The sequence below is a fragment of the Bdellovibrio sp. HCB288 genome (genome assembly GCF_047305935.1).
Lineage (GTDB): Bacteria > Bdellovibrionota > Bdellovibrionia > Bdellovibrionales > Bdellovibrionaceae > Bdellovibrio.
Map to the genome: position 1 here is coordinate 1,182,353 of NZ_CP178619.1, position 26,933 is coordinate 1,209,285.

Annotated in this window: 21 protein-coding genes; 11 read left to right on the top strand and 10 right to left on the bottom strand. The window is 45.8% G+C overall.

From position 1 onward, the window contains the following. Window positions 1–39: 39 nt before the first annotated feature. The 6 genes from ACLVWR_RS05715 to ACLVWR_RS05740 all read right to left on the bottom strand — a co-directional run bounded on the left by ACLVWR_RS05715 (window position 40) and on the right by ACLVWR_RS05740 (window position 5,077). On the bottom strand, window positions 40–621 hold the full coding sequence (locus ACLVWR_RS05715) for a hypothetical protein (RefSeq protein ID WP_413582917.1): 582 nt from the start codon (window positions 619–621) through the stop codon (window positions 40–42). 63 nt (window positions 622–684) lie between these two features. Further along, entirely contained in the window at window positions 685–2,061 is a 1,377-nt protein-coding gene (locus ACLVWR_RS05720; protein ID WP_340598046.1) for a S41 family peptidase, read from the bottom strand. 4 nt (window positions 2,062–2,065) lie between these two features. Next, window positions 2,066–3,199 carry a murein hydrolase activator EnvC family protein gene (locus ACLVWR_RS05725; RefSeq protein ID WP_413582918.1) on the bottom strand — a complete coding sequence of 378 codons (1,134 nt, stop codon included), beginning with the start codon at window positions 3,197–3,199 and terminating at the stop codon, window positions 2,066–2,068. 3 nt (window positions 3,200–3,202) lie between these two features. After that, window positions 3,203–4,102, bottom strand: coding sequence for a cell division protein FtsX (locus ACLVWR_RS05730; RefSeq protein ID WP_413582919.1), 900 nt, complete (start codon window positions 4,100–4,102; stop codon window positions 3,203–3,205). Continuing rightward, on the bottom strand, window positions 4,099–4,761 hold the full coding sequence (gene ftsE / locus ACLVWR_RS05735) for a cell division ATP-binding protein FtsE (protein WP_340598049.1): 663 nt from the start codon (window positions 4,759–4,761) through the stop codon (window positions 4,099–4,101). Before ftsE ends, ACLVWR_RS05730 begins: the two co-directional genes overlap by 4 nt. Before the next feature lie 61 nt (window positions 4,762–4,822). Beyond that, window positions 4,823–5,077 carry a hypothetical protein gene (locus tag ACLVWR_RS05740; RefSeq protein ID WP_413582920.1) on the bottom strand — a complete coding sequence of 85 codons (255 nt, stop codon included), beginning with the start codon at window positions 5,075–5,077 and terminating at the stop codon, window positions 4,823–4,825. Window positions 5,078–5,196: 119 nt separating this feature from the next. On the opposite strand from ACLVWR_RS05740, the gene ACLVWR_RS05745 reads away from it, so the two are divergent. From ACLVWR_RS05745 to ACLVWR_RS05770, 6 genes are all read left to right on the top strand, one after another. Next, window positions 5,197–5,922, top strand: coding sequence for a YdiY family protein (locus ACLVWR_RS05745; RefSeq protein WP_413582921.1), 726 nt, complete (start codon window positions 5,197–5,199; stop codon window positions 5,920–5,922). 16 nt (window positions 5,923–5,938) lie between these two features. Further along, the gene (mscL, locus tag ACLVWR_RS05750; protein ID WP_413582922.1) at window positions 5,939–6,406 is read left to right on the top strand and encodes a large-conductance mechanosensitive channel protein MscL; all 468 of its coding nucleotides are present in this window, start codon (window positions 5,939–5,941) and stop codon (window positions 6,404–6,406) included. A 91-nt stretch (window positions 6,407–6,497) separates the two neighbouring features. Continuing rightward, entirely contained in the window at window positions 6,498–7,934 is a 1,437-nt protein-coding gene (locus tag ACLVWR_RS05755) for a hypothetical protein (protein ID WP_413582923.1), read from the top strand. Window positions 7,935–8,008: 74 nt separating this feature from the next. Further along, on the top strand, window positions 8,009–10,687 hold the full coding sequence (locus tag ACLVWR_RS05760) for a penicillin-binding protein 1A (RefSeq protein WP_413582924.1): 2,679 nt from the start codon (window positions 8,009–8,011) through the stop codon (window positions 10,685–10,687). A gap of 20 nt (window positions 10,688–10,707) precedes the next feature. Continuing rightward, window positions 10,708–13,629: an excinuclease ABC subunit UvrA gene (gene uvrA / locus ACLVWR_RS05765; protein ID WP_413582925.1), complete on the top strand. Its 2,922-nt coding sequence runs from the start codon at window positions 10,708–10,710 to the stop codon at window positions 13,627–13,629. Between the two features lie 21 nt (window positions 13,630–13,650). Then, the gene (locus ACLVWR_RS05770) at window positions 13,651–15,372 is read left to right on the top strand and encodes an ABC transporter ATP-binding protein (RefSeq protein ID WP_413582926.1); all 1,722 of its coding nucleotides are present in this window, start codon (window positions 13,651–13,653) and stop codon (window positions 15,370–15,372) included. On the opposite strand, the gene ACLVWR_RS05775 is transcribed toward ACLVWR_RS05770, so the two are convergent. Further along, window positions 15,365–16,174 carry an alpha/beta hydrolase gene (locus ACLVWR_RS05775; RefSeq protein WP_413582927.1) on the bottom strand — a complete coding sequence of 270 codons (810 nt, stop codon included), beginning with the start codon at window positions 16,172–16,174 and terminating at the stop codon, window positions 15,365–15,367. The genes ACLVWR_RS05770 and ACLVWR_RS05775 overlap by 8 nt on opposite strands. A 375-nt stretch (window positions 16,175–16,549) precedes the next feature. On the opposite strand from ACLVWR_RS05775, the gene ACLVWR_RS05780 reads away from it, so the two are divergent. The 4 genes from ACLVWR_RS05780 (at window position 16,550) to ACLVWR_RS05795 (ending at window position 21,220) form a co-directional block, all read left to right on the top strand. Continuing rightward, window positions 16,550–18,106, top strand: a complete 1,557-nt coding sequence (locus ACLVWR_RS05780; RefSeq protein WP_340598058.1) for a sigma 54-interacting transcriptional regulator — start codon at window positions 16,550–16,552, stop codon at window positions 18,104–18,106. A 189-nt stretch (window positions 18,107–18,295) separates the two neighbouring features. Next, complete coding sequence (locus ACLVWR_RS05785) at window positions 18,296–19,168, top strand: hypothetical protein (protein ID WP_413582928.1); 873 nt, start codon at window positions 18,296–18,298, stop codon at window positions 19,166–19,168. Between the two features lie 25 nt (window positions 19,169–19,193). Continuing rightward, a complete protein-coding gene (locus ACLVWR_RS05790) occupies window positions 19,194–20,231 on the top strand; it encodes an aminoglycoside phosphotransferase family protein (protein ID WP_413582929.1) in 1,038 nt (345 codons plus the stop codon). Next, window positions 20,228–21,220, top strand: a complete 993-nt coding sequence (locus tag ACLVWR_RS05795; protein WP_413582930.1) for a sugar phosphate nucleotidyltransferase — start codon at window positions 20,228–20,230, stop codon at window positions 21,218–21,220. Before ACLVWR_RS05790 ends, ACLVWR_RS05795 begins: the two co-directional genes overlap by 4 nt. A gap of 1 nt (window position 21,221) precedes the next feature. Here the strand turns inward: ACLVWR_RS05795 and ACLVWR_RS05800 are convergent, their stop codons facing one another. The 3 genes from ACLVWR_RS05800 to ACLVWR_RS05810 form a co-directional block, all read right to left on the bottom strand. Continuing rightward, entirely contained in the window at window positions 21,222–22,193 is a 972-nt protein-coding gene (locus ACLVWR_RS05800) for a hypothetical protein (RefSeq protein WP_413582931.1), read from the bottom strand. A gap of 9 nt (window positions 22,194–22,202) precedes the next feature. Next, complete coding sequence (locus ACLVWR_RS05805; RefSeq protein ID WP_413582932.1) at window positions 22,203–23,681, bottom strand: hypothetical protein; 1,479 nt, start codon at window positions 23,679–23,681, stop codon at window positions 22,203–22,205. Between the two features lie 79 nt (window positions 23,682–23,760). After that, window positions 23,761–25,947: a TadE/TadG family type IV pilus assembly protein gene (locus ACLVWR_RS05810; protein ID WP_413582933.1), complete on the bottom strand. Its 2,187-nt coding sequence runs from the start codon at window positions 25,945–25,947 to the stop codon at window positions 23,761–23,763. Between the two features lie 121 nt (window positions 25,948–26,068). Between ACLVWR_RS05810 and ACLVWR_RS05815 the strand changes: the two genes are divergently transcribed. Then, entirely contained in the window at window positions 26,069–26,932 is an 864-nt protein-coding gene (locus ACLVWR_RS05815; protein WP_413582934.1) for a hypothetical protein, read from the top strand. Window position 26,933 lies beyond the last annotated feature (1 nt).

The following is a 26,933-nucleotide window of genomic DNA, read 5'->3' on the forward strand; positions in this document are numbered from 1 at the left end:
CATGATGGCTGGCAAGGTGGAGAAAGTGTGTCCGTACCTTTAGCGGCAGTTATTGAATTGTTGGAAGTAACGCTGGCAGACGGAGTATTGGCTGCTGCAGTCGTTAACATCTGCGGAATTGTAGTGAGTCGTCGGGCAAACTCTGGAAGAGTTGCGAGCTACGTTGATTGTGAACTCCCCGTGGCTTAGGGGCTCACGATTGCTGGAAGCGTAAACAGCATAGCTGATTTTGTTTTTACCGGAAGCCAACAACGGCTTCTGAAAAATAGTTGAGATCCAAAGATTGATTGTCTCTACACTGCGACCTTGGGAACCGCTGTAGTCATCTTCTTTCGTCCGCACCGAACCGTCTTCACGGATATTGCGAAGTTCATAGCGAACCGCTCTGGAATCACGTGGACCTACAAAATAATCAAATGAGGAAGGATCCAGAACAACATCTCTGCACGTAAATGTGGCAGCGCCTCCGCCATTGAAACCTTCGCAGGTTACGTGGACTTGGCCTTCAATGGGAGTTGCTTTGAATTGGGAGCCTGACGAAAAACCCACGGCATCGGCGGCATTTGCTGCTCCGATCGCTGATATGCTGACGCATAATAATATGAGTATATTCTTAAACAAGGAGGCCCCTCCACCCGTTAGAAGTTGCGGTAGAGTAAGGCCCCTATTTTTCGGAATCAATAACTAGCGCGTCAAACCCTTCATGGTATTCCACGCCTTAAGATAGCTAAATGCCTGATATGCTTGATAATCTTTCTTCAAGATGTTGTCGCGAGGCGACAGCTTTTCTTCTTTTTTCGACCCAACGTCCTTCCACCAAGCCAAAGCACCTTCTTCAGCACCCTTTTTAACATCCAGCTTTTCGGCAGCTTTTTCCTTATCACCTTTCAAGTGACCAGCAATATCACCCTCGCGAGTGGTTTCTTGCTTCTGGATAGATTTCGCGAAAGTTTCTGGATCGATGTCTTCGATTTCAACGTCAGGATGGATGCCTTCCGCCTGGATCGAAGTACCACTTGGTGTGTAGTACCGCGCAACCGTAAGTTTTAAGCCGGAACCGTCACCTAATTTAATAACTGACTGAACAGAACCTTTACCGAACGTGCGTTCACCCACGATCAAAGCTCGCTTGTTATCCTGAAGTGCTCCGGAAACGATCTCACTGGCGCTGGCTGTGTATTCATTAACCAGGATCACAAGTGGAACATCCGTGTACTTGCCTTTTTTCGTGGCCATCGCCACTTCTTTTTCAGCTTTGTTACGACCGATCGTTGAAACTATCACGCCTTCTTTCAGGAACATGTCGCTGACTTTAACTGCCTGATCCAACAAACCACCCGGATTTCTGCGCAGGTCGATCAACATACCGTTAAGTTTGCCATTGGCTTTAACATGGGCCTGGATCGCACTTTCCAAATCTTTGGAGGTGTTTTCAATAAAGCTTGTGATACGTACATACGCAAAGCCGTCACCCATATCGGTGTATTTCACGGATTTGATTTTCACCACACCACGAGTGATCGTGATATCGCGTGGCTTTTCTTCTTTTTCACGCACTACACGCAAAACAATTTTAGTGCCTTTTTTACCGCGCATGAACTGAGAAGCCTCAACCAAACTCATACCTTTGGTGCTGTTGCCATCGATAGCAATAACTTTATCCCCAGCCTTGATACCCGCCTGCCAAGCTGGAGCATCTTCAATTGGAGAAATGATTGTCAGAATTCCATTCTGATTTGAGATCTCGATACCCAAACCACCGAACTCACCGCTGGTTTCAGTTTCAAAATCCTTGAAGATTTCAGGCGGCATAAAGTTTGTATGGGGATCCAACTCGCGCAGCATCCCTTTGATCGCACCATAGACGAGCTTTTTGGTATCTGTTTCTTCAACGTAGTACTGTTGAATCAGATTCAACACTTTACTGAAGTTTTGCAGATCAGCGTAGCGATCCTGAGCGAATGCACGGACTTGAAAACCGGTTTCAGCCATTGCAAAGATTGTCAGAAGCAGAATGCCCCCGAGAATATAAGTTTTCCAGTAGCGTTTAATACTTTGCATGTGGTTAGAGTCCTTTCATCCACTGTTGCGGGTCGTAGGGTTCCGAAAAATGTCTAATCTCAAAATACATTCCAGCAGGCAAATCTGCGGAGGCATCACCTGAGGTGGCAACGATCTGGGATTGAGTAATTTCATCCCCGGTTGTCACTTTGATTTCACCGGCATGAGAATAGACAGAATAATAGTGATCACCATGATCGACAATTAAAGTATTTCCAAATCCAGGAAGTTCACCAACATAGGCAGCTTTTCCAGCAAAAACTGACTTAATCGCACTTCCGGTTGCCGCCGAAATAAAAATACCCTTGCTGTTTAAAGTGTAAGGGTGATCCTTTGCTTTAATAAGTCCAAATTTTTGAGTTACGACACCTTCCAAGGGTCGAGGTAGCTCACCTTTGGAATCCATGAATGATGCTTTAAATAAGGCATCAAAAACACCCGCATCTTCCACGTTGAACTGCTCAGATTTCTCTCTAAGCGCGCTGATTTTGTTTTCAGCGAACATTTTCGACTTGCGAATACCATTTAGAAGTTTGTTTTTTAAGTTTTGCTCAGCTACGAGCTTGGTTTCCTGAGTGGAAATTCGCGCTTCGACGGATTTCAGATTCTCCAGACGCTGCGCCAGGGACTTCCTTTTATTCTGAAGGTCCTGGACGTCATGCCTGTATCCTTTAATCAACTCCAAATCTCTTTGGGCAACAATTCCTAAAATTTTCAGATTGCGATCCATGGAAACAGAGCTATCCGCATTCAGAATGAAACGCGCCAGCGGTTGTCCACCCAATTTATAGATGGCCTTTAAGCGCTCCGCCAGCTGAGCTCGCTGAAGCTTCGCTTTTGAATCCAGCTCATCCACTTTATCCGTCAGGTTCTTAATATTAACTTCCAGTATTGAGCGCTGCTGGGATAACGTCCCACGCTCAGTAACTGTTTTCTTGATTCGTTTATTGATTTCGTACAGTCCAGACAGGACCTGTCGCTGCTTTTGTTCGGCATCCGCAAGCTTCTGCTTTGTGAACTCGATGTCTTTGCTAATTTCATCAGCCTTTTCCGCAGACGCACCAACAGCCGTGGCGGCATGAGCTGCGGAAACAGTAAGCAAAATTGCAAATGCCCCAAGGGCCATCGATCTTTTCAAATCCTAAGCCCTCTGACTTGCGGCCGCATAGCCATCATTAATTCGTCTGACACAAAGGTAGGAGCCAAACGCTCCCAGTAATGTTCCGCCGATTATCATCGCGGCAATCATTGCCGGAGAAATGAAACTCAATTGCTCGCCCAGTCTTAAGAAGCTTAGACGACCGTTCACTACAGTTTTTCCAACTGAATACATTCCCAGACAGATCAAAATCGCCATCGAGGATGAAACAAAACCCAGCAAAGCCCCTTCTTTAAGAAACGGTTTGCGGATCATTGATGAAGTCGCGCCAATCATTTCCAGAACGACAATTTCATCACGGTGTACCTGAATCGAGGCACGAATTGCATTGGACATAACAAAAATGGAGGCAATCAAAACAACAAAACCAACCAGGTTCAATGACAAGTTGATTGCGGATACAAACGCTCCGTACTTTTCAACCCAATCCTGCCCAAAGCTTACATCATCCACACCGGACCGGTTCTTCAGGTCCGCCGAGATCGCCTGCAATGTCCTGCTTTGTTCTTCAGTTGAAACATCAGATTTCAATTTAACCTGATAGCTTGAGGGAATCATTTTCAGAAGTTCTTCATCCTGGCTGATATCTGGAGCATAACTTGCCAATTGAGCACGAAAATCCGTCAGGGCCTTTTCCTGGGTTACCAGAGCAAAGTCGCCGATATCTTTTTGGGAATTAAAGTAAGCTTCCAATTCCTGTTGGCCTGCTTCGGAAATATCCGATGACAAATAGACAGTCAGCTGAACATCCTCGCCCCAATGGGTCAGAATGTTTTTGAAGTTCTGCGACAAAAGAGCCGCAGCTCCCATAACCACAAAACATGCAGTAACCACAATTAAAGTCGATAGCTTCAGTGCCAGATTTTTTTGCGGAGGTCTCACTTGCTATCCCCCACAATCATTCCTTCCTTAAGCTCAAGAGTGCGTTTCAAACGACGCTTCACCATTTCATGATCATGGGTCGCAACAAAAACGGTCGTCCCCTGGGAGCAAACCCGCTCCAGCAGATCCATGATCTCTTCACTTAAGCGCGGATCCAGATTTCCCGTGGGTTCATCGGCAATAAGAACTCCCGGCTGATGAACGATCGCACGTGCAATCGCCGTTCTTTGCTGCTCTCCCCCTGATACGAAATCAGGATATTGATCGTGCTTATGGGCAAGTCCCACTTGCTCCAATACATCGTAAACTTTTCTTTGAATTGCCGGTGCTTTATCGCCACGAATTTGCAGTGGAAGCGCCACGTTTTCGAACAATGTCCGGTCCTTAAGCAATTTGAAATCCTGAAAAATCACGCCGATTTTCCTGCGAAAGAACGGCACCTGACCATCACGAATCTCCCCCAGATCATATCCTGCAACTTTCACTTCTCCGGAAGTGGCCAAGTCATACGCAGAAATCATTTTAAATAGAGTTGTCTTACCTGCTCCGCTTGGACCTGTTAAAAAAACAAATTCACCCTGATCGATCTTTAAATCGACGTTCTTCAGGGCATGCACAGGTCCCGGATATGTTTTATAGACGTGAGAGAATTCAATCATCTCTCTATCTTATGAAAGATGGAGCATGATTCATACTCGCCAGAAGTCGAGGATTTGCCTTTTAAGGCATTCCCCCAGCCATCAGAGTATCAATGATCGTGGAGTGTTGACGATGAAGGGCCTGTTTGATCGCTTCGGTCGGTTGATTCGAGCCCAATTGCAGTACTCGTTCATGCGGAGTTTTGATGGTTTTCAGAACCGCACCGTTGCAAAAAATTCTGCTCACCAGAAATGGATTCGCCATGCCCCAATCTTCTGTTTGCACGTGATATTTTTGTCCGCGAACTGTGATATCTGAATTAAAGCCTTTTTGCATTCCAACAAACCTCGATGTTCAATTTAACAAAGTTTCATTACTTTCTCATCAAATTTTTATATGCACGGTGTTTTGACTCTTCAGGCAAGACCAATACTTAATGTCTATGGAGGTATATTATGAAGTTCGTTTCAGTTCTATTGATCTCAGCAGTTACAACCATGTCCTTGGTCGCACATGCCCAGGAAGCTCCGCCTCCACCTTTCAAAGGTGAAGCTGAAGCCGGCGCCATCATGGTAACTGGGAACTCCAATTCAGAAAACTGGGCAGCAAAAGGCAAAGCTGCTTATCAACAAGACAAAAATATTTACAGCATGTTTGGTCAATATATCCGCACTGAGGCCAACGATGTTGAAAGCACAAAAAACTGGAACTTTGGTGTTCGTTATGACCGTGAATTCACAGATTATTTGGGTATGTTCGTGTCGCAAAAGTATGAAAGTGACCCTTATGCAGGGTATGTGCAACGTGACTCTACGGACATCGGTTTAAAATACTGGTTGGTTAAAGGCGACAGCTTCAACTGGAGCACAGAGGCCGGTTATCGTTATTCCAAACAACAGAACGTCAGCACTGGAACCACTTATGATCAGTTGATTCGCTTATACACTGAAATCAATACTGCAATCGACAAAGAATTTTCTTTCAGATATTGGATCGAGTATCTACCGAACATGACGAACCCTGATGCTTACCAAGTGAATACAGAGGCATCCATCAACGCTATGTTAAATTCCATGTTCTCTTTAAAGCTGGCTTACCTGCTACAATATCAAAACGAACCCGCTCCTCCGGGAGAATACAACACGACGACGACAACTTTGAATCTTGTCGCAAAGTACTAAAGAAAGGACTTTGGGTATGTTGAAAGAATTTAAAACCTTCTTAATGAGGGGCAATGTTATCGATCTGGCCGTGGGTATCATCATCGGTGCCGCGTTCACTAAAATCGTGAGTTCCTTTGTTGCTGATGTCTTGATGCCAGTTTTAAGTTTGGGCATGGGGAAAATCGACTTTTCAAATATGTTCATCGCCCTGAACGGCGAATCCTACGCAACCTTGGCGGCAGCAAAAGCTGCTGGTGCCGCGACTATCAATTATGGCATCTTTATAAATGCGCTTATTGATTTTGTTATCGTGGCATTTGCGATCTTTATGATTGTGAAAGCCGCAAATCGTCTACGCAAAGACGAGGCAAAACCTGCCGATACAAAAGCTTGTCCTGAGTGCCTGACGAATATTCCTATCGCAGCAAGAAAATGCTCGGCTTGTGGAAGCCTGCAAGCAGGGCCTTCCTTGTCCGGCAGAGCGCCCTCGATGAACGTCTAGTGTTTCAAATTGAGGCGTAAACTTTCCCCCTGAAAGTGACGATAATTGGTACTGCAATTGCAGCCGTTATTTAACATCAGGGGGAAATCAAATGAGTACAAATAGACAGTTCAGCAAATATACAGCTGTTAAAATAGTTTTCACCCTAATCACATTGATGACATCCGCAGTTTGGGCACAAAGCGAATCCTCAAACAATTCCTCTAATAACAGCAGCAATAACAATAACAACAACAACAACAATAATAATAGTAATAACAATAACAACAGCGGCAACTGGGATAATAACCGTTATGTCTGCAAGGAATACCAAGACGATCTTCGTGATGCGAAGAACGATTTGACTAAGCTCTGCAGAGACGCTGGCGCGGGTGCCGGCTGTACAGAAAAAGTTGCATCTTGCAGCAGCGCTGCGGGAGCAGACGGATCTTTGAATCTTTATTCAACTGCTGCCACAGCAATTGGCTCCGATAATGCCTTGGGAACTGCATTGGGCGTGATGGGCCAATCCGGCGGCAGCAATGGTTGCCCGCAGTATACTTTCCAAGACTACTTCAGCAAAAAAGATAAATACACTGATGATCTTGATAAAACTGAAGAGGATTTGGCTGCTCTTTCTGACGAAAAAGCGGAAATTCAGGAAGATTTCAATAAGGAGATCGCCGATCTTCAGGAAGACCTGAATAAGGCCCAAGAAGACCTCCAACAAAAGAAGCGTGATCTTGCTGATCAAAAACGCGACCGGATTGCAGAGTTCCAAAAAGCACAAAATGATTCCAAAGACTCGTTGGATGAATTGGGAACTCAGCTTTTGGATCTTCGTGGCAAAGTGATTACTGCCCAGCGCGACAAGGCTTTGCAACTGATCTCTTTAACGGAAGCTTCTGCGAAACGAGGCTGCTTAAAAGCTGTTAATGACCAAAAAACCCAAATGGCGAAAGACAGCTCTTTGAGTGGTCTTTCTTCTGGAACAATGATCTCAAAAGCAAAACGTCAAAAACAGGATCTGATTGCAATCTGGAATGATTGCATGACCGTTTACGCACAAAAGCGTCAGGCACTTTTAGAGTCTAAAAAACAGGAAGAAGAAACCCTGGATAATGAGATCAAGAAAGTTCAGGACAAGATGACTCGCGTTCAGGACAGCCTGGATCTGGCCGGTTCTCAAATGACTGAAATTCAGAATCAAGCCACCACTGAAGAGCAAGAAGCCGAACAGAATCTGACTAAACTCATGCAGAATATTCAGAACAAAATGACGGCAGCCAAACAAAAGTTGGAACAAAAACTTCAGACAATTGCCACAAAAACAACTCAGTACGGCGAGAAGATCAATCGTTTGAATACTCAGATTTCACGACTTGGTGTTGAACCTCCGTCTGGGACAACCACGACTGCTTCCGCGATTTCTGGCGAAATGGCTGATAAGCAGGAGCAAATTGAAGAACTTCAAAGCTGGGTTGACTCCGCTTGTGGCAGTATGAAAAACAATCGCGGCAATTCAAGTCAACAGGGCGGCAGAAGCTAGCCCTCGGACCAGTATCTCTGGACCCTCATGTAACACACTGCTAGAATGGGGCTTCGTTAAAGGAGCCCCTTACAGTGTTAAAAAAAATCATCCTGGCATTCGTCGCCCTATGTATCCTTGGTGTTGTCGGCGCCGTACTTGCTTATCAAACTGTTAAGTCCAATCTTCCGCAAATTATTACGGTTCAAGATTACAAACCTGAACTTGTAAGCCAAGTTTATGATCGCAACGGAAAAAAGATCGGTGAGTTCTTTCGCAAGCGCCGAACCTTGGTTCCCTACGACAAAATTCCAAAAGATTTGGTGAACTCATTCCTTGCCGCAGAGGACGATCAGTTCTTCCAACATAAGGGCATCAACCCACAAGCGATCTTCCGCGCGGCCTTGGCGAACTTAAGAGCCGGTCGTTCCGTACAAGGTGGTTCAACGATCACTCAGCAGGTTGCAAAAACCATGATGCTTTCCTCTGAGAAAACTTTGACTCGTAAATTAAGCGATATCCTGTTGGCAATTGATATGGAAAAAAATCTTTCCAAAGAAGATATTCTTTTCCTTTACCTGAACCAGATTTACTTCGGCCAAGGCGCGTACGGCGTCGAGCAAGCAGCGCAAACTTATTATCGCAAACCAGTGAACAAACTGACTTTGCCGGAAATGGCTATTCTTGCCGGCTTGCCGACAGCACCAAGTGCTTACAATCCAATTCGCAATCCATCTCGCGCCAAAGAAAGACAGATCTACGTTTTGCGTCGTATGGCAGAAGTGGGTTTCATCACTCAGGAACAAGCCGAAAAAGCAATTCAAGAGCCTGTTAAAGTTTATGTTCGCGAAAACTACGAAGAGTATGCTCCTTTCTATCTTGAAACCGTTCGCCAAATGTTGGTTGCACAACTGGGCGAAAACATGGTTTTGGATAAAGGACTTAGAATCTATACAGCATTGGATTTGAAGCAACAACTTGCCGCTCAGGATTCAGTGATGGCAGGTCTTAAAGGACTTGATAAACGCCAGGGTTACCGTGGTCCTATCAAGAACATCTCTTCGGATTCAGATATTGAAGCATTCATCACCGAGAACAGAACGAAATTAATTGGCGATTCGACACCGGAAAGAATCATCCAACCCGATGGCAAATATGCAGACCTGATTGCTCCCATCGACACGAAAGCCGCAAAGGAGCACCCCTTGCTGCCTTCTTACATTAAAATTAACGACACCGTTCAGGGTGTGGTTTCAAATGTGGATGACACTTCTGGTTTGGTTTACGTAAAATTTGCGGACTCCCAGGGTTTGATCGACATCGACTCAATGACTTGGGCTCGTAAGCCGGACTCTGAAAAACGCTACGACCTGGCGACAATCAAGAAACCATCCGAAGCACTTAAAAAAGGCGACGTTATCCTTGTTAAGATTGTCGGCGACAAGTTCTCTCCGACAAGAACGATCGCTCCTAAAAAAGGTGCTGCACCTTTGAATCTTCCGGATTTCAATAAGTATGTTGATTTGGAACTTGATCAGGAGCCACTTGTTGAAGGCGCTTTGATTTCATTGGATCAGGATTCACAAGACGTTCTAGCAATGGTTGGCGGCGTGAACTTCGCAAGAAGCGAATTCAACCGTGCTATTCAAGCTCCTCGTCAAACCGGTTCTTCATTCAAATCCATTGTCTACGCATCTGCGATGGACAAAGGCTACAATCCCGCAACGCCTATCATGGATGCCCCATTGGTGTATGAAGGCTCAACTGGTGATGAAGAGGGTCAGGGCGATTCGAAGGATTCCAAAGTTTGGAAGCCCGCGAATCACTCAAAAAGTTTTGGCGGTGACATCATCGTACGAAATGCTTTATCGCAATCTTTGAATATTCCAGCCGTTAAAGTGATCGAAGATGTTGGAGTTCCTTGGGCCACTGAGTACTCCCGCCGTCTGGGAATCTTCAGTCCGCTGAATCCTGACTTCACTTTGGTTTTGGGTTCCTCGAGCGTGACTTTGTATGAAATGACAAAAGCATTCTCTGAACTGGGTCGCTTGGGTAAACGCACTCGCCCACTTTTGATCCATAAAGTGGCTGATGCCGATGGAAAAACCATTCTTGAGAATGTTTCACTGGATGCACGCTTCGAAAGAGAAATGAAACCTTACGAAGATGATTTTGAAAATCGTCGTAAGGAGTACCTGGCTTTGATGGCTGATCCTGCAAAATTGGAAGAGTTCAAAAAGAAAGAGCCAAAGAAGGCGGCCCTGGCTGAAAATCTTTTCTTCCAGGATCCAGAGCAACTGATCAAACCAACCACGGCATTTGTGATGACATCGCTTCTTCGTGGTGTGGTTGAAGACAAGAATGGTACCGGTGCTCGTGCTCGCGCCTTGGGTCGCGAAGTTGCCGGCAAAACCGGTTCAACGAACAACTACTATGACGCGTGGTTTATTGGTTACACACCTCAAGTTGCCACTGGCGTCTGGGTGGGTTTTGACAAAGAAAAAAGTCTGGGTAAGGGCGAGGTCGGTGGCCGCTCTGCATTGCCAATCTGGGTAGATTACATGAAAGCCGCCCATGAAGGACTTCCTCATGTGACTTTCCCTGTACCAGATGGTATCGTATTTGCAAATATTGACAGTGAAACTGGCAAGCTTGCAAATGCTTCTACCAAGAACATCCTGCGCCAGGCCTTCGCTGAAGGAACTGAACCAACTGCTGCTTCCAGTAAGCAAGAAGAAGCAACAGACTTTTACAAACAGGATTTTTCTGAGTGAAGGATATCCACCTCTGGGGTGTGAAACAGAACAACCTTAAAAACATCGAGGTCAAGATCCCGGTCGGTAAAATGACTGTGATCTGCGGCCCGAGTGGTTCAGGGAAATCCTCTCTGGCATTTGAGACCCTATTTGCTGAAGGACAACGCCGCTTTATTGAAAGCATGTCCAATTACGCACGCCAATTCCTGAATAAAGCACCAAAGCCTGACATTGAAGGCATCAGCAATATTCCACCTGCGATTTCAATCGAACAAAAGAACACTGTTAAAAGCTCGCGCTCCACCGTCGGCACAACAACCGAAATCATCGATTACTTGCGCTTGTTGTATGAAAAGATCGGCAAGTCTTATTGCCCGACCCATCACTGCCCGACTGAAAAAGAGAGCGTCACAGAGGCCACTGACAAAGTGATCAAAGAGTTCACTGGTAAGCGTGGCTACCTCATGGTGGAAATTTCCGAGAGCGGCCGTGTGGCTCAAGCAAAGAAGCTGCACTCATTGCTTTTGCAAGACGGTTACCTGCGCATCTATATTCCGAAGGTGGCACCAACGGTAAAACCTGTTGCGACAAAAAAAGCGACTCTTAAGAAAACCAAAACCAAGGGTGCAACCAAAAAGACAGTCGAAGAGGTTATTAGTATTCCTATTGCCCCTTCCGGTTTGACCAATGAAGAAATGGGAACTGTTGTTGAAATTGGGGACCCGGCTGCAATTAAGAAAGGTCTCCCGAAGGAAACCTTCTATCTGATCATCGATCGTATGAGTTTCAATGCGGATGAAAGAGGCCGTATTGCCGATTCTTTAACGCAAGCTTATGAAGCGAGTATCAAATACAATACAAATTTGATCTCACGTAAAGCCACAATCCTGACGACCGAAGGTCAACGCCTGCAAGTCAGCGAAGAATCCTCCTGCCCAGTTTGCGGTTATACTCCACCGCCTCTGACTTCAAGATTGTTCAGCTTTAACTCACCTATCGGCGCGTGCCCGACCTGTAAAGGTTTTGGAAATATTTTGGATATTGATGAAGCCAAAGTAGTTCCAAACCCTGCTATGAGTTTAGCCCAAGGTGCTTTAAGTCCTTTTTGGATGCCAAGTGCCGCCCACGAAAAAAAGCAGCTCCTTGCATATTGCAAGAAAGCCAAAATCGACATTCACACTCCTTGGCAGGAACTGCCGAAAGAGCACCGTGAAGTGATTTGGAAGGGCAACGACGATTTCTTTGGGGTTCGTGGCCTGTTCGAGTATCTGGACCAGATCAAATACAAAATGCATGTGCGAGTCTTCATCGCCCGCTTCCGCAGTCCTTTCCTATGCCCGGATTGCAAAGGCGCGCGACTTCGTGAAGAGGCCAACCATGTTTTGGTTGGCAGCGCGAACATCAATGAGCTTTCCTCAATGATCATTGAGGATCTGTGCGAGTTCTTTAAAAAAATTGAACTTTCACCTCATCAGGTGGAAGTTGCCGGAGAAGTACTAAAACAAATCCGTTCTCGCCTGGAATTCTTGATGCGCGTGGGAGTTCATTACCTTTCCCTCAATCGCGAAACCAGAACTCTATCGGGCGGCGAATATCAAAGACTGATATTGGCAAATCAATTGGGCATGGGATTGTCGCAGGCACTTTATGTTCTGGATGAGCCAACAGTTGGCCTGCATCCACGCGACAATGACCGTTTGATTTCAATTCTTAAAGACCTTAAGGACCTCGGCAACACTCTGGTTATCGTTGAACACGATCACGACGTGATTAAATCCAGCGAAAACATCATCGAGATGGGCCCAGGTTCTGGATATCTTGGTGGAGAAGTCGTTTACTCCGGCACCACCAAGGACTTCTATAAATACGAAAAGTCCAACACGGTTCCTTATTTGATGGACAATAAACACCTGGCAAATCTTCGAACGATTCGCCCGGTCGATATCGAAACCTACAAGGTTAAGATCGAATTAAAAGGCGCCAAGGGCCACAATCTAAAAAATCTTGATGTGGTGATTCCATTGAATCGTCTGGTCACTGTGACCGGCGTTAGTGGCTCTGGGAAATCAACGCTGATTTCAAAAACACTTTATCCGGCATTGGCGCGTGCTCTGGATCTGGAATATCTTCCAGCTCAGGAATATGCCGGCCTCGAAGGTGTTGATCACATCAAGAATGTTCTTTTGATTGATCAATCCCCGATTGGAAAATCGGCCAGAAGTTCGCCGATTACCTACTTAAAAGCCTTTGATGCGATTCGTACAATCATGGCCAGCACTCCGGAAGCACAAACACGCGGCTACACGCCAGGGACCTTCAGTTTGAATGTCGACGGTGGTCGCTGCCCGGCGTGCAAAGGCACGGGCTTTGAAGAGATCGACATGATGTTCATGGATAACGTGGTTATTCCATGTGACGTGTGTGACGGCAAAAAGTATCGCAACGAAATCCTGGAAATTAAATACAAAGACAAAAACGTATCTGAAATTCTGGCTATGACTGTAAGTGAAGCCATGAACTTCTTTGTAGCTCACCCTAATATCCGCAAACCACTTTCCGTCCTGAAAGAGGTCGGCTTGGATTACCTGCAACTGGGTCAACCTGCCAACTCCCTGAGCGGCGGGGAATCACAACGTCTAAAGATTGCCAAAGAGCTGTCTCAGGTCCAACAAAAGGCCACACTGTACATTCTGGATGAGCCCACTACGGGACTTCATTTCCGCGAAGTTGATTTGCTGATGAAAGTTCTAAATAAGCTTATTGAAACAGGCGGCAGCGTCGTTGTGGTAGAGCATAATTTGGATGTGATCCGTGGTTCCGATTATATTATTGACCTCGGCCCTGAAGCGGGTAAAAAAGGTGGTAATATTGTGGCTCACGGCTCTCCTGATGACATCATGAAGGCCAAGAAAAGTCTGACAGGCCAATATTTAAAACGCTATATCGACGGGAATGCATAATACCCGCGAGACGGAAGTAGAATGCTACCTGAGATTAAAAAATTACTTGCTGAAATTAAACCTCACAAAAAACGTTTTACCGTGGTTGCGGTCACCGGCATCTTGAATGCGCTGGCAACTGCACGGGTCGCTTTCTTGTCCAAGGTGCTATTCGACGCACTTTCAGCCAACAATCAGGATGAGCTTAAGAAACAAGTTCCAATCGTAATTGCACTTGGTTTTATTCAATCTATTTCCAGATACTACCACTTGTATAACATGAACTACATTTCCGAGGCTGTTGTCGCGCAAGTTCGCCAAAAGCTTCAGTACAAGTTCATGCGCTTGAATCTATCCTTCCATAATACCTATGCAACCGGCTCCGGCGGTCTGATCAGCCGTATTCTTAATGACATCAAAACCATTCAGGATGGTCTGCGCGTCGTCGCTGATATCTTCTTGTATCCACTTCTGTTGATCGGTTTGCTCGTCAATCTGGTTGTCATCGATTGGAAGCTGACTTTGGCGGTATTGATCGTTGCACCATTGGTTGGAATGATTCTTAAGTCCGTTGCCCGCAGTATGCGCAAGTACATTCCGCGCGAACGCGACACCATGGAGCACATGACCTCCACCATCAAGGAAAGTCTGGATGGCGTGCGGGTTATTCAGTCATTCAATCTTGAAAAAGACATGGCAAAACGTCTTGAGGACGAATCAAACATCTTCCTGAAGATCCGCAAAATCGTATTCAAACGCCAGGAAGCAGCAGGCCCTGCAACTGAGTTTATCGCCACTTCCATCGTTCCGTTGATCATGCTTTACAATAGCTATGAGATTGCTGCGGGCCGCGGAACTGCTGGTAACTTTATTGGCTTTATCGTTTCCTTGTTGATGGTAAATGCTCCAATCAAAAAGATTCAGGAAGCCTACATCCGTATTCAGGAAGTTGTTATTTCAGTCCGCCGCATCTTCGAAATCATCGACAACAATTCTGAAGTTCCGGAAATTGCCAATCCTGTTGCCTTCCCGAAAGACTGGAAGAAGATCACCTACAAAAACGTAAGCTTCAGCTACGGCAAAGAATTGATCCTGAAGAATGTGAATCTGGAGATTAACCGTGGTGAAGTGGTGGCCTTGGTCGGCGCCAGCGGCTCAGGTAAGTCAACTATCGTAAATCTTCTGGAAAGATTCTTTGATTCAACTTCCGGTGAGATCCTTATCGATGGCGTAAATATCAGAGACATGGGCTTAAAAGATCTTCGTCGCAATATCGCACTGGTCACACAAGACGTGTTCTTGTTCAGCGATACCATTGAAAAGAACATCTGGGCTGGTGACTACAACCGCGACCGCAATGACATTCAAAAAATGGCACAACTTGCAAACGCCCACGACTTCATCATGAAGATGCCACAAGGCTATCAAAGTCGTGTTGGTGACCGTGGAAATCTTTTGTCTGGCGGTGAAAAACAACGTGTCAGCATTGCTCGTGCGATGTTTAAAGATTCTCCAATTCTTATTCTGGATGAAGCTACAAGCGCCTTGGATACAGCCAGCGAGATCGAGGTCCAAAAAGGTTTGGATCACCTTCTGGAAGGCCGCACGGCTTTGGTGATTGCGCATCGTCTGTCCACAATTCAAAAGGCTGACAAGATCGTCGTCATGAAAGCCGGTCAAATTGTGGAAATCGGAACACACGCAAGTCTGTTGTCACTAAAAGGCGAATACCACAATTTCCACAGCCTGCAACAGACTACTTAAACTGCTCCGACAACCATTTCATCACATACGGCATGCGACAGTTCCAATAGGTGTTCGCATGCGAGTTGCAGTCCTTGTGCTCTTCACAGACTGCCTTTTGGTCACAATCCTTAATACCAATTTCAAACTCAGTATGGTTCTTTTTAAGTTCCTCGATGAAGTTCTTTGTATCCGGAGTATCTTTCAAAAAGGGATCCGTCGAGCCAATCTCCAATCGGAAGCTCTTAAAGGGCAGGCATCGCTCGCTCCCCGGCTTTTTTAGCTTGTCACAGATATGCCGAGCACTGCGCGCCTCAAAGTCCTTGCCGACACCATAGGAGTAGTAATCTTCTTTGGGCTGATTCTGATTGGTCGTTGGAGTCCAGATTTCCGATGGCGTTCGAAACACCGGGCTCATGGAAAAGACAGTACACACCAGCTTGGGATTACTTAGACCCAGTTGCAAAGCCCCATTTCCACCCATGGAAATTCCAAATAAAGCACGATCGCAGGGCTCGTTCTTAATAACCTGAAAGTGAGTTTCGATATGCTTAACCAAGTCTTTGGTAACCATGTCCGCCATCTTCATCTTGGAGATCGCACCATTCATCCAGTAATGACTTTGGCCATTTGGAGCAAAAATCAAAAATGGTCTGCCGCCACTGCGAATGGTTTGATCATAAGCCTCCAGGCCACCAGCATATAATAGTGAATCACGGTCTCCTCCGCGCCCATGCAGAAAAATCGCATAGGGGTATGGAGTCACTGCATCGGGCATATAGCCCGGAGGAACGATAACGTTGAATTCAACTTTCTTTTTCAAACTTTTTGAAAAGAAATTCGACGAAAGACAGCGCGACGTAAACACTCTTTGATTGAAAACTTTCGCATCATACGGTTCACACCTGTTAGGGTTTGCAAAAACATTAAACGAAATCAAACCTAGAAAAACGCTGAGAATTAGACATTTCATATCCTTCAACGATAACACATCACATTTGCGTTTCAATTTGAGTCGACACATAAACACAGGAAATCACGGAGCTATTTCCCAGAGACCCGCAATCAGTGTACGAAAAATATATGACCAAGGTCCGGGTTTGCATGAACTTTCGACACAACCCTCAAGTCCGTCTAGTTTCTTGACGATAAAAATATCGACAGTTTGAAAGTTCTAGAAAAAGAAAAGGGAGTTGAAATGATTAATTGGGATGAGTTTGAACATATACATGTTATCAAAAAACTCAAACATATCCTTAGCGCTTGGTGGAATATCGACGTTGTGTTCACTGACGAGCGAGGTGCACTAAGAGGGTATGACTCCGGCAAAGCTGGTTTCAACAATCCTGCAATCGCGGCTTTGGTAAATAAAGAGGCCGGTCAAGCCAGCATTGCTGAGCTTGTGACGAAATCACTTGATGATCTTCGTACTTCACAAAATCGCTTTTCATTGCGCAAGTGGGACATGGTTGGTTTTGATGTGGGTGTATTCCCTATCATGATCGAAAACGATTGTGTTGGTACAGTTGTGGCGATGGGTTTCTTCCGTGAAGCCAACTTTACTTCACGCATGACTGAAATCCGTGAGCGCTTGGCCGCTTTCGGTATGTCTGGCGAAGTGATTGAAAAATGCCTGGGCAAATTGAAGTTCCTGGATGACCACGAACGCACACACTTCACTGAAGTTTGTGAATTGGTTGCTCAAGAGATCGTGACTCTTCACTTGGAAATCACTTCCCGTGAAGATCGCATCAAAGAATTGAACAAAGAACTTGGCAACAGATTTAAATACGACAACATGATCGGTAAATCCAAGCCAATGCAGTCCCTATACGCTTTGCTTGATAAGATCAAAGGCGCGGACTCCACAGTTCTGGTTCAAGGGGAAAACGGTACGGGTAAAGAGTTGATCGCAAAATCGATCCACTACAACTCTCACCGTAAAGAAAAACCATTTATCATTCAGAACTGTTCTGCATTCAATGACAACTTGTTGGAATCAGAATTATTCGGTCACGTGAAGGGTTCATTTACTGGCGCTTTGAAAGACAAAAAAGGTCTTTTCGAAATGGCAGACAAAGGTACATTCTTCCTGGATGAGATCGGGGACACGTCTCCACAGATGCAAGTTAAGCTTCTTCGCGTGTTGCAAGAAGGTACTTTCACTCCAGTAGGTGCGACTGAAATGAGAAAAGTCGATGTTCGTATCGTTGCGGCGACGAACAGAAACCTGAAAGAAATGGTTGAACAAGGCACATTCCGTGAAGACTTGTACTACCGTCTGAATGTTATCAACATCCGCGTTCCGCCTTTGCGTGAGCGTAAAGAAGACATTCCGTTCCTGACGGATTTCTTCTTGAATAAAATCCATGAATCTCAAGGTGGTGTAAAGCACCAATTGACGAAGCGTGCACTTGAAAAACTGTACGACTATCCATGGCCAGGTAACGTTCGTGAATTGCAAAATGAAATCGAAAGACTTTGTGTTCTTTCCGGCGAAGAATCCAAATTGATGGGTGAACTTCTTTCCCCAAAAATCCTGGAAGCTGGCGAGAAAAACAAAGTTCAAGGTTCCCGTTTGCAAGGTAAACTGAAGGATGCGCTGGAAGATCTTGAGCGCGAAATGATCCGCGAGGGTCTTCGCCGCACAGGTTGGAACAAATCCAAACTTGCAAAAGAACTGGGCATCAGCCGTGCAGGTCTTATCATGAAGGTTGAAAAGTACGGCCTTGATAAGCGTAAGATCGCCCGCTAATTTGCGGCACCGATTTTAAAATATTTACCCGTTCGAACTAAAATTAGAGGGCTTTGAAGGACAACTTCAAGGCCCTTTTTCTATGCACCAAACACACATAAGTATTTGAAATCACGCATATTTACCCGTACACCTAACACTTGGCACCGCTCTTGTATATAAGGGTTTTTGTTAAGGGGTGTTTTTAATATGCAAAGTACAACTTTGGAATCATCATTTGTATCTCGTCTTAAGCAGCTGGTGGAATCTCGCTACGGCAAAGATCTGCAAATCCGTCAGCTGATGGATATGTCAGCGATGCTACCTGATCAGGATACATTCTTGCGTGGCAATGACTTTCACGTTCCCATTAAAGTAAATGGTTCCCTGCTGGGCACTGCAATCGTTCCTTCTGCATTGGATCTAAATGCTGAAAAACGCCAGGGCGTCACACAACTGATTCGTATGGTTCTGGAACCAGCTCTATACAAATGGTATTTGGAACAAAAAGAATCCAATCTTGTAGAAATCAGCAAAGCAAATTTCGCCACCGAGAACCTTCATGTATTCGGCGACGAGACCATGCCAAGCATTGATGAGCTTCTGGAAGACAACTCCGAAGACCTGGCCAAAGGTCTGTCAACAGAACTTGTCTCTCACTTGATTCACCTTGAGGGCTCCACTAACACGACAAACAAGAAAGTCGCTCTGCAATTGCATGAGCTTACAGGCCGCTGGGCATTTGTTCCTTTCAACGACATCAAAGGTCAACTGCACTCCAGCTTCGATATCGCAAAAATGGGTGCAATGACAGTTTTCGTCGAGAAAATTGAAGATTTGAACTCTGCTGAGCAGGAATTGCTGCTGGATTATCTGCGTGAAGAACATGAATCTGATGAACCTCTTATCATCACGAGCTCAGCTCTTAGCCTGGAAGAACTTGGCAAGCTGGAAGGCCTGGCATCTGACCTTGTTGATGAAGCTTCGGTGAACTGTTTCGAGGTGGACCGCGCTCCGTTGACAACACAGGGATTGAAAGAGGTTCTGGAGCTGTTCTTTATGAAGGAACCAGAGATCACATAAGTCCTTGTCTTTACAATGAGTGTCTGTGAGAATTTTTCTTATGGTCACTCATGATGCTTTTCTAAACTCATTTTTAAGTCGCTCTTTGTCCACTGACGCATTCAAAGTATTCTCTCTTGCGGGAGATGCTTCTAATCGTCGCTACTACCGCGTGGTGCATGACAATCAATCCTGGGTGCTGATGCGCTGGGAACCCTTCGATCCACTGAACTACCCGTTCATGAGTGTATTAAATCACTTTTCCAAAAATGGTGTCCATGTTCCCAAAATCGTTGCGATGTCACCGGAAGAGGGTCTTGTTCTTTTGGAGGATCTTGGCGATTTGATGCTGGAGCGAAAGTTCTGGGAAAGTCAAAGCCATGAATCATCCATGGAATGGTATAAAATGACTGTGGATGAGGTTGTTAAAATCCACCACAAAGCCACATTGGATCATGATCCGAACTGTTCCGCATTCAAGATGAAATTCGACACCGAAAAGTTCCTGTGGGAAATGAATTACGGCAAAGACAATTTGCTGGCTGGAATTCTGAAATTCCCTTTCAACGAAAAGTCCAATAAGGAAATTTCAGATATCTTTTTGGATATCTGCTCGAAGCTTGATGCCGAACCCAAACGAATTGCTCATCGTGACTATCACTCAAGAAACGTGATGATCAAACTCGACAAAGTCCATGTTATCGATTTTCAGGATGCTCGATTGGGTCCGATCCAATACGATCTTGTTAGCTTAATGCGCGACTCTTACGTCGATATGAGCGACGATATGGCCAACAAACTAATCAGCTACTACCTTGAGCAATCAAAGCAGTATCTGCCCAAAGACTTCTCCCGCGAGCATTTTGACCGCGTGTATGAACTTCAGTCCATTCAACGCTGCTTTAAAGCCTGCGGAAGCTTCGCAAGCTTCTTCCATCAGCGTGAAGACCGTCGTTACCTAAAATATCTGTCTGGCACTCTACGCAGAGTCATGAAAGCCATCAATGAGTTTCCGGAATACAAAGTATTTGCGGATATTCTGATTGATTCAGGTGCATTGGAAAGAAAGTACGAATCCCTATGAATGTGATGCTTCTTGCAGCTGGCGAAGGAACTCGTCTTCGCCCTTATACGAATATTCTGCCCAAACCTGCCATGCCATTTCTGACTATTCCTTTGGCGGCACACTCTTTGGGATTTCTGCAGGAAGTGGGTATTTCGAAACTTGTCGTAAACACCTATCACCTGCCTGAAAAAATCCACAGCTTATTCAACAGAATCAATCACGGGGCGCAAAAGCTGGTGTTTTGTGATGAAGTGGGTGAAATTCTGGGAAGCGGCGGCGGACTCAGCAATGCCCGCGAACACCTCAAAGGTGGCGGTGATTTCATAATGATGAATGCCGACGAAGTAATCTTGCCGAAGGATTCTGAAGTTCTGAAAAAAGCCATAGCCCACCACAAATCCTCCGGCGCCTTATCGACTTTGATGGTTATGGATCATCATGAAGTTGGCACCAAGTTCGGCGGTGTTTGGACAGACTCTGCCGGTAACATTAAAGGCTTTGGTAAAACAAAAATTGAGAACTGCGAAAAGGCCTGGCACTTCATTGGCGTGCAAATTCTGTCTGAAAGAATTTTCGACTATCTGCCAGGGAGTGGCGTTTCCAATATTCTGTATGATGGCGTGATGGCGGGGGTTGCCAAAGGCGAGAAAGCGCAAGTCTTTCCATTCGAATGCACTTGGTTTGAAACCGGCAATCCAGCGGATTTGCTGGAAGCCTCCAAGCACTGCTTGCAAGTCATGATGGCCGCTGATTCTCCGGAAAAACAAGCGCTTGAGAAGACATTCTCGCAGTTTGCAAAAGCGCGAATCGTTACGCAAAAGTTTGATCAGGCTACTTTGCAGTTTTCTGCAGAAGCACTGATTGACAACAACTCAAAATTTTCAGGTTTTATAAGTGTGGGATCGAGAACGACTATCGGAAAAGATTGTGTTCTGGAAAATGTCATCATAGGTGATGACGTGACGGTTGCTGACGGCACTCGCGTCAGCAACACAATCCTATTATAGACTACTTCTTTAAATCAACATCAGCTGAACCAAAAAATGAGTCCTGGCTTTCTTTGACTTTGTAGCGTCGGGACATCATTAGAAAGATACTATCAGCGGCAACTCCAATTGGTTCGCCGTTATAGTTCTTGCTCATTCCTGCCGCCAGTCTGGAAGGATCCTTATCCAGCAAACTTGCCGAACCAGAGCCACCAGCCCCTGCGTATCCAGGATATCCAGCGCCGGACGATGAACCATCATCGCTGGGTAGTCGGCCACCGCCGCCACCACCAGCACCATCTTCGTAACCATTGACTGCCGTAGTGGAGCCGATCTTAACTTTCTCCAAAGCTTTCTTTTCAACTTGGGCTGCCCCAGCCATCGCCGAATCGATTGCACCTTGTGGCAGACCCGCCGCTGCCATACCTGCAGCTGAAGTCATATCATTTACATTGTAAGAGGTTCCGTCTGGCGAAGTGATTTTCGTTGCGGAACCGTTCACCAAACCCTTGGCTTTTAAATCACTAAGACCCGCTTCGGCTTTTTTCATATAGTCCGAACCAACTGCCGCCACAGACTTGTATTCAGGATCATTAGTAACGGAGGAATTGTAATTTCCGTTTGAACCGTAAGCATCAGACAGGTCTCCCGTGTAAGCGGCTTGAGATGCTTTATTGCCATCCTCTTTTGCCTGCTTCATGGAAAGAATCGCCATGGCTGTAAAAGCCGCAGCAACTGCACATGCACTTTTATCGTCTGAAGAACAACGCGACCAATTAATCGCGGCAATCCCAAACTCCGTCGCACTGGCCACAGCATTGATTGCCTGACCTTTGTTATTGGCTTTTGCAGAATCATCAGCAGAGCTGTTTACCGCAGAAGCATACGAGGTAGTATTGCTACCATCCACTCCTGACGTCGCAAATGAGCACACTGGAGCCATTGCCAAGCTAAGAGTGCACGCCGATGTTGTTATGGTTTTTATCATCTTCATCGCAGTCTCCTAGTTATTAATTAATGAGGAACGGTTGTCCTGGTAGCGCTCGCGAACTTTTTCCCAGTTGGATTTTCCACCCTGACCGGTCACTTCTTTGCTCGCGTTGGAGGTGCCACCATTCATTTTCAAAGGATCTTTTGCTCCGCCTGGCAAGTAACTGCGATAGCCCGACTTATCACTGTCGGCATCTCCGCCACCGCCCCACATACCACCACCTCCGCCGCCACCACCGGCGCCACCAAGGATGTTTGTATCAAGAGCTTTCTGACCGCTTTTTTCCTCGCCTGCAGCACCAGCGCCACCGAAGCCGCTGCCACCACCAAGATTTGCTCCGCCGCCACCCACTGGAGCACCCGCCCCACTAGCTGCACTGGAAGGATTACGAGCACCAGAGATATCAGGATCCGTGCTACCCGAAGCCAAGTCTGCTGCCGTCAATCCGTCAGTTCCCGCTTCTGAAGAACCGGCTGATAGAGCTGACAAGCCACCACCAGAGGCATTCATAGATGCTTTAGCAGCTGTGGATCCACAACCTTCAAGCATTGGATTTTTTAAACAAATACACTCTGGCAAATTTGCATTAGCTGCAACAGCACAAGTTTCAGCAGTCGTTGCACCTGCAGTTGAAGCATCCGCACTGGATTCTTCTTCACAGCTTTCACCTTGCTTTAAGGATTGCGCGATACCAAAGATACCTGCCGCTGCAGAAATTGCCAATTGTGCATACTTGCCAGTACAAACTTCAGCTTTACCAGCGATCGAAAGATTGTTTCCTTTATCCAGTTCTTGCTTAAGAGTTTGAGCCAACTTTGCTCGTGCATTTTGATAGGTGGTTCTATCAGCAGGACATGTGGTTTGGTTTACGCATGTAATAACAGTATTTCCATACATTTTTTTATAAAGAGAATCCAAGGCGTCACGTGCTGCAACACAAGATAAACCGCATCCAGCTTTCATGGTTCCGCAAGCACCTGTGTAAGCAGTCATTGCGTATTTTGCGATATCCATGGCTTTAGCAAAGTTACTGCATGAATCTTTAACTGCGGCACTCCCTACAGTGGACATCAAAGTATTTACTGCTGCCACTCCATCTTGAATTGCTGGGCTCCAGTTTTCAAGGCAGGCATATGCCGCATACTTTTGACGGTCAATACAGGCTGTTCTGTTGTTTTGATATTCCTCTTTAAGTTTAGTTATATCAGGAGCAGCTTTGTCATTCACCACCACTCCCCACATAGCTCTAACTGCATTGTATTCTGCAAGAATTTGATTGTAGACCGAGTCTAAACCCTTACCCGCGCCATCAGCGCCGTCGGGGCTGTCCTTCACCGGATCCAAAGTTGTTGGTGTTGCACCAGCAGCTTGTTTTTGCCTCGCAACTTTAGCATCACTCCCCTGAACAACGGGCTCCGCTGCAAATGCGGAAGCAGAAGCAAAAGAAATTGCAAAAAGAATAGTAAACACGCGATGAATCGCATTACTCATAAATGTTCCCCTACCTGTCTCTTTTCGGACAAAAGTCAGAGAATCTTAAGTGTCTCAATTTGAGAAATTAAGAGTGAATCTAGAAGTCTGATGGAGGCAGATTCTTGATCTTGGCGGCCCCGGAGTTATCTCCACCCAATTGCAGCTCAGAGTTCAAATAATCAGAGGAGATCATTTTAACCGAGTAACCCGAGCTCCCCCCCACTATGCAATTGCCCGAGGTTGGTGGAGCAGGAGTTTCACCTTCGTATTTAGGCTCAATAGTACATTTACCTAATTTGTTGGTGTTTAAAGAGTAGTCAAGCAGACCGTTGTCAGCCCATCCTGTAAGAGTGTGCTTCCAATCTTTGGAAATGTACGTAAGTTTCTGATCAATATCGAGCTGCAATTCCCGAATTTCCTGATTCTTCAAAACCTTATACTGATCCTTCACGCTGAACGCTTCCAGGTTTTCGCCACCCTGATTGTAATCCTTGTGGTGACCAATATCCGGTCTGACCAATTTATCGAAACCAGCAACCACTTTGGGAATAAATTTGTCTTTAATGCGAGTGTAGTAGTTATGATAGAAGTCCGGCTCGATAGAGTAGTACGCCATATCGAACTGATCAGGCAAGATTGCTAACAATTCCAAATTTCTAAAGCGCGAAGGACCACGAGCTTCTTCACTCCAAGCCAGCAAATCGCCGTTCCCTGAATTCTTTTTTGCAAATTCGAATGGCAATTGCTTCCAGTGATCAAAGTTCGGAGCATTGTCACGTAGATCAGCTTGCGTATTCGAACGCCCTTGGCTCCAAGTTGGATCAAGTCTGAAGATCGCGCGACCAAACTGGAATAGGAGATTACGACTTTTCATACCTACTGGATCACCAATGAAACGACTGAAATTCCCTGCTCGTGTCGCGTCTTTGGGATTGCCGATGTTGCTGGTATCGAAAATTCGCGGAGGAAGATTTTCATCCATCTTTCCACCACCGGTAGATCTATCAGAACCAGATGGCCATTGGGATTCATACCAAGGACCCATACGACCACCGAACGGCTTAAAGAATGCGCGAGCTCGTAACTGAACAGAGCCCAGTGGTGAAAATGGAATGTTCGGGGTCGCTGTCGCACTTACACCCACATAAGCCATACACCAAGGATTCTTTTCCACACCCATTGAGTAGTTATAAGGATCCTCAATGTTTTGACGAAGCCCCACGAACTGAGACATCTCGCTGATCTCTTTCCATAATGGATGACCCTGATCCTCACGAACTTCACGTGGCCAATTATTGCGATCCGATGCCAGCTCTTTTGGAACGGAAACGATTCTACTTTCTTCTTGTCGGCACTCGGTATCAATATAGTTAAATGCCGGAGCAATTCTGATTGGCACCAACCATTTTGCAGGCATGGTGTCCGTCGCGGGATTGTTACAACCTTCCGCTCCCAATGAATTGTAAACCTGAACGCGAAGTGAATCGTTATTGTTCGCAGAAGTCAGATTATTTCTAAGTGTCGCAAGAATACCCGTCTTAACACTGTCTCCATCAAGATCATGAAAGTCACTCGTGCTATTACTCATCGATCGCGACATCGCCGCAATCAACAACATGCGATCACCCTGATCGATATTGTAAGCCACCACATACTGAGCGAGAAGACGATAATTGAAAGCTCCAAAGTATCGGCAACGCTCAAAGGCACGGCTACGTAAAAGTTCAGTCGCATTACTGATCGCCGCATTGATACTGTGATGAAAAGCTATGGGTTTGGTTTGTTCGAAGATTCTGATGCCACTATTGGACTTCAGAAACTTACATGTATTCTCCCCGTCCGGCATCGGCTTAAAGGGAACGTAAGTCGCACAAAACGAAGGCGCATCGTAAAAGTCCCGCGCACTCATATTGATATCATCCGTATCTGCAGAACCGGGGCGCAATGTTAGACCACGACTTGGATCTTTTAAAAGAGGATGTTCCTCGAAATCCCCCGCAGTCCCAATCATACGATAACGCCAAGCCAGTAACTTCCAGCTTTGACGAATCTGATAGTTCACATGTGCGATGGCGTTCATGTTCTCGGCCTGCTTCATCGCTCCATAGTACGCGGCAAAATCCACAGAGTTTTGCAGATTGATTTTGTGGTGAACCAGAAGACCCACATTGATGACCATCGCGAAAAATATAAACAGTATCTGGAATATGAGGGCAACAAAAAGAGCAACCTGACCTTTGCGATTTCTCAGTATTTGAATAAGTGGTGGTTGGTCTTTCATCATGTCGTTTGATTATTGTCGCGTATACCTTGCGCAGAGGCAATAACTCGACCTTGAAAACTTTGACTTGTTCTATAGTGAGATGACAGACTTTTATCCATGACAACGAAGGGGAATCTCGACGATGGTCCGTAAAATTCTATCTGCCCTAATCGTCTTCTCAACAATCACTGCTCCACTGGCTTCCAGTGCCGCCGTTTTGTTTGAGGGATATTCTAAAATCAACGCCGGTGAAGATCACATCGGTTACGTGATCAGTCGCTATGAGTTTGACGACAAGAAGAAACACTTTATTTCGACTTACTTTATTAAAACCGGAAAAGGGCCCACTGAAACGACTGAAAGCCTTAAAGCCACTGCCGATTCTGAGCTGGCGCCAATTTCCTACGAATACACCTCGCTAGCTGGCAAGGACACCAAGATCATTGATGCCAAGTTCAAAGCCGGCGCCATGACTGCCTTGGTCAGCACCAATGGGAAATCCTCGAAAATTGAAAAGAAGATCCCCAAAGGAACTTTCCTTTCGACTTTCCTGGTTTATCTGATGCTGAAAAGCAAAGAAGGCCTTCGTTCAGAAACCAAGTATGAGTATCAAGCCATCGCTGAAGAAGATGCCGGAATTTCAAAAGGTCAGGCATTGGTCGGCAAAGAACAAATGTTCAACGACTACAAGGTTTTTAAAATTTTAAACACCTACAAGGACTCAAAATTCCTAAGCTACGTCAATGAACGTGGCGAAGTCATCGCCACCAATGCGATGGGTACTGGAATCTCTACTGAATTGGTAGCGACTCCGGCCGAAGCCACAAATGGTCAGTCCTACAGTGCCACAATATTGAAGACATTGTTTGGAACGGTCCCTGCCGGAACTCAAAACGTGGTTGCCCAAGGAAAAAAAGCAAAACAAACTGCTCCCGCGGCAACAATCGGCGCACCTGTACAAGCTCCTACTCCAACGACACAACCAGAAACTGAACCGGGTCAATAAT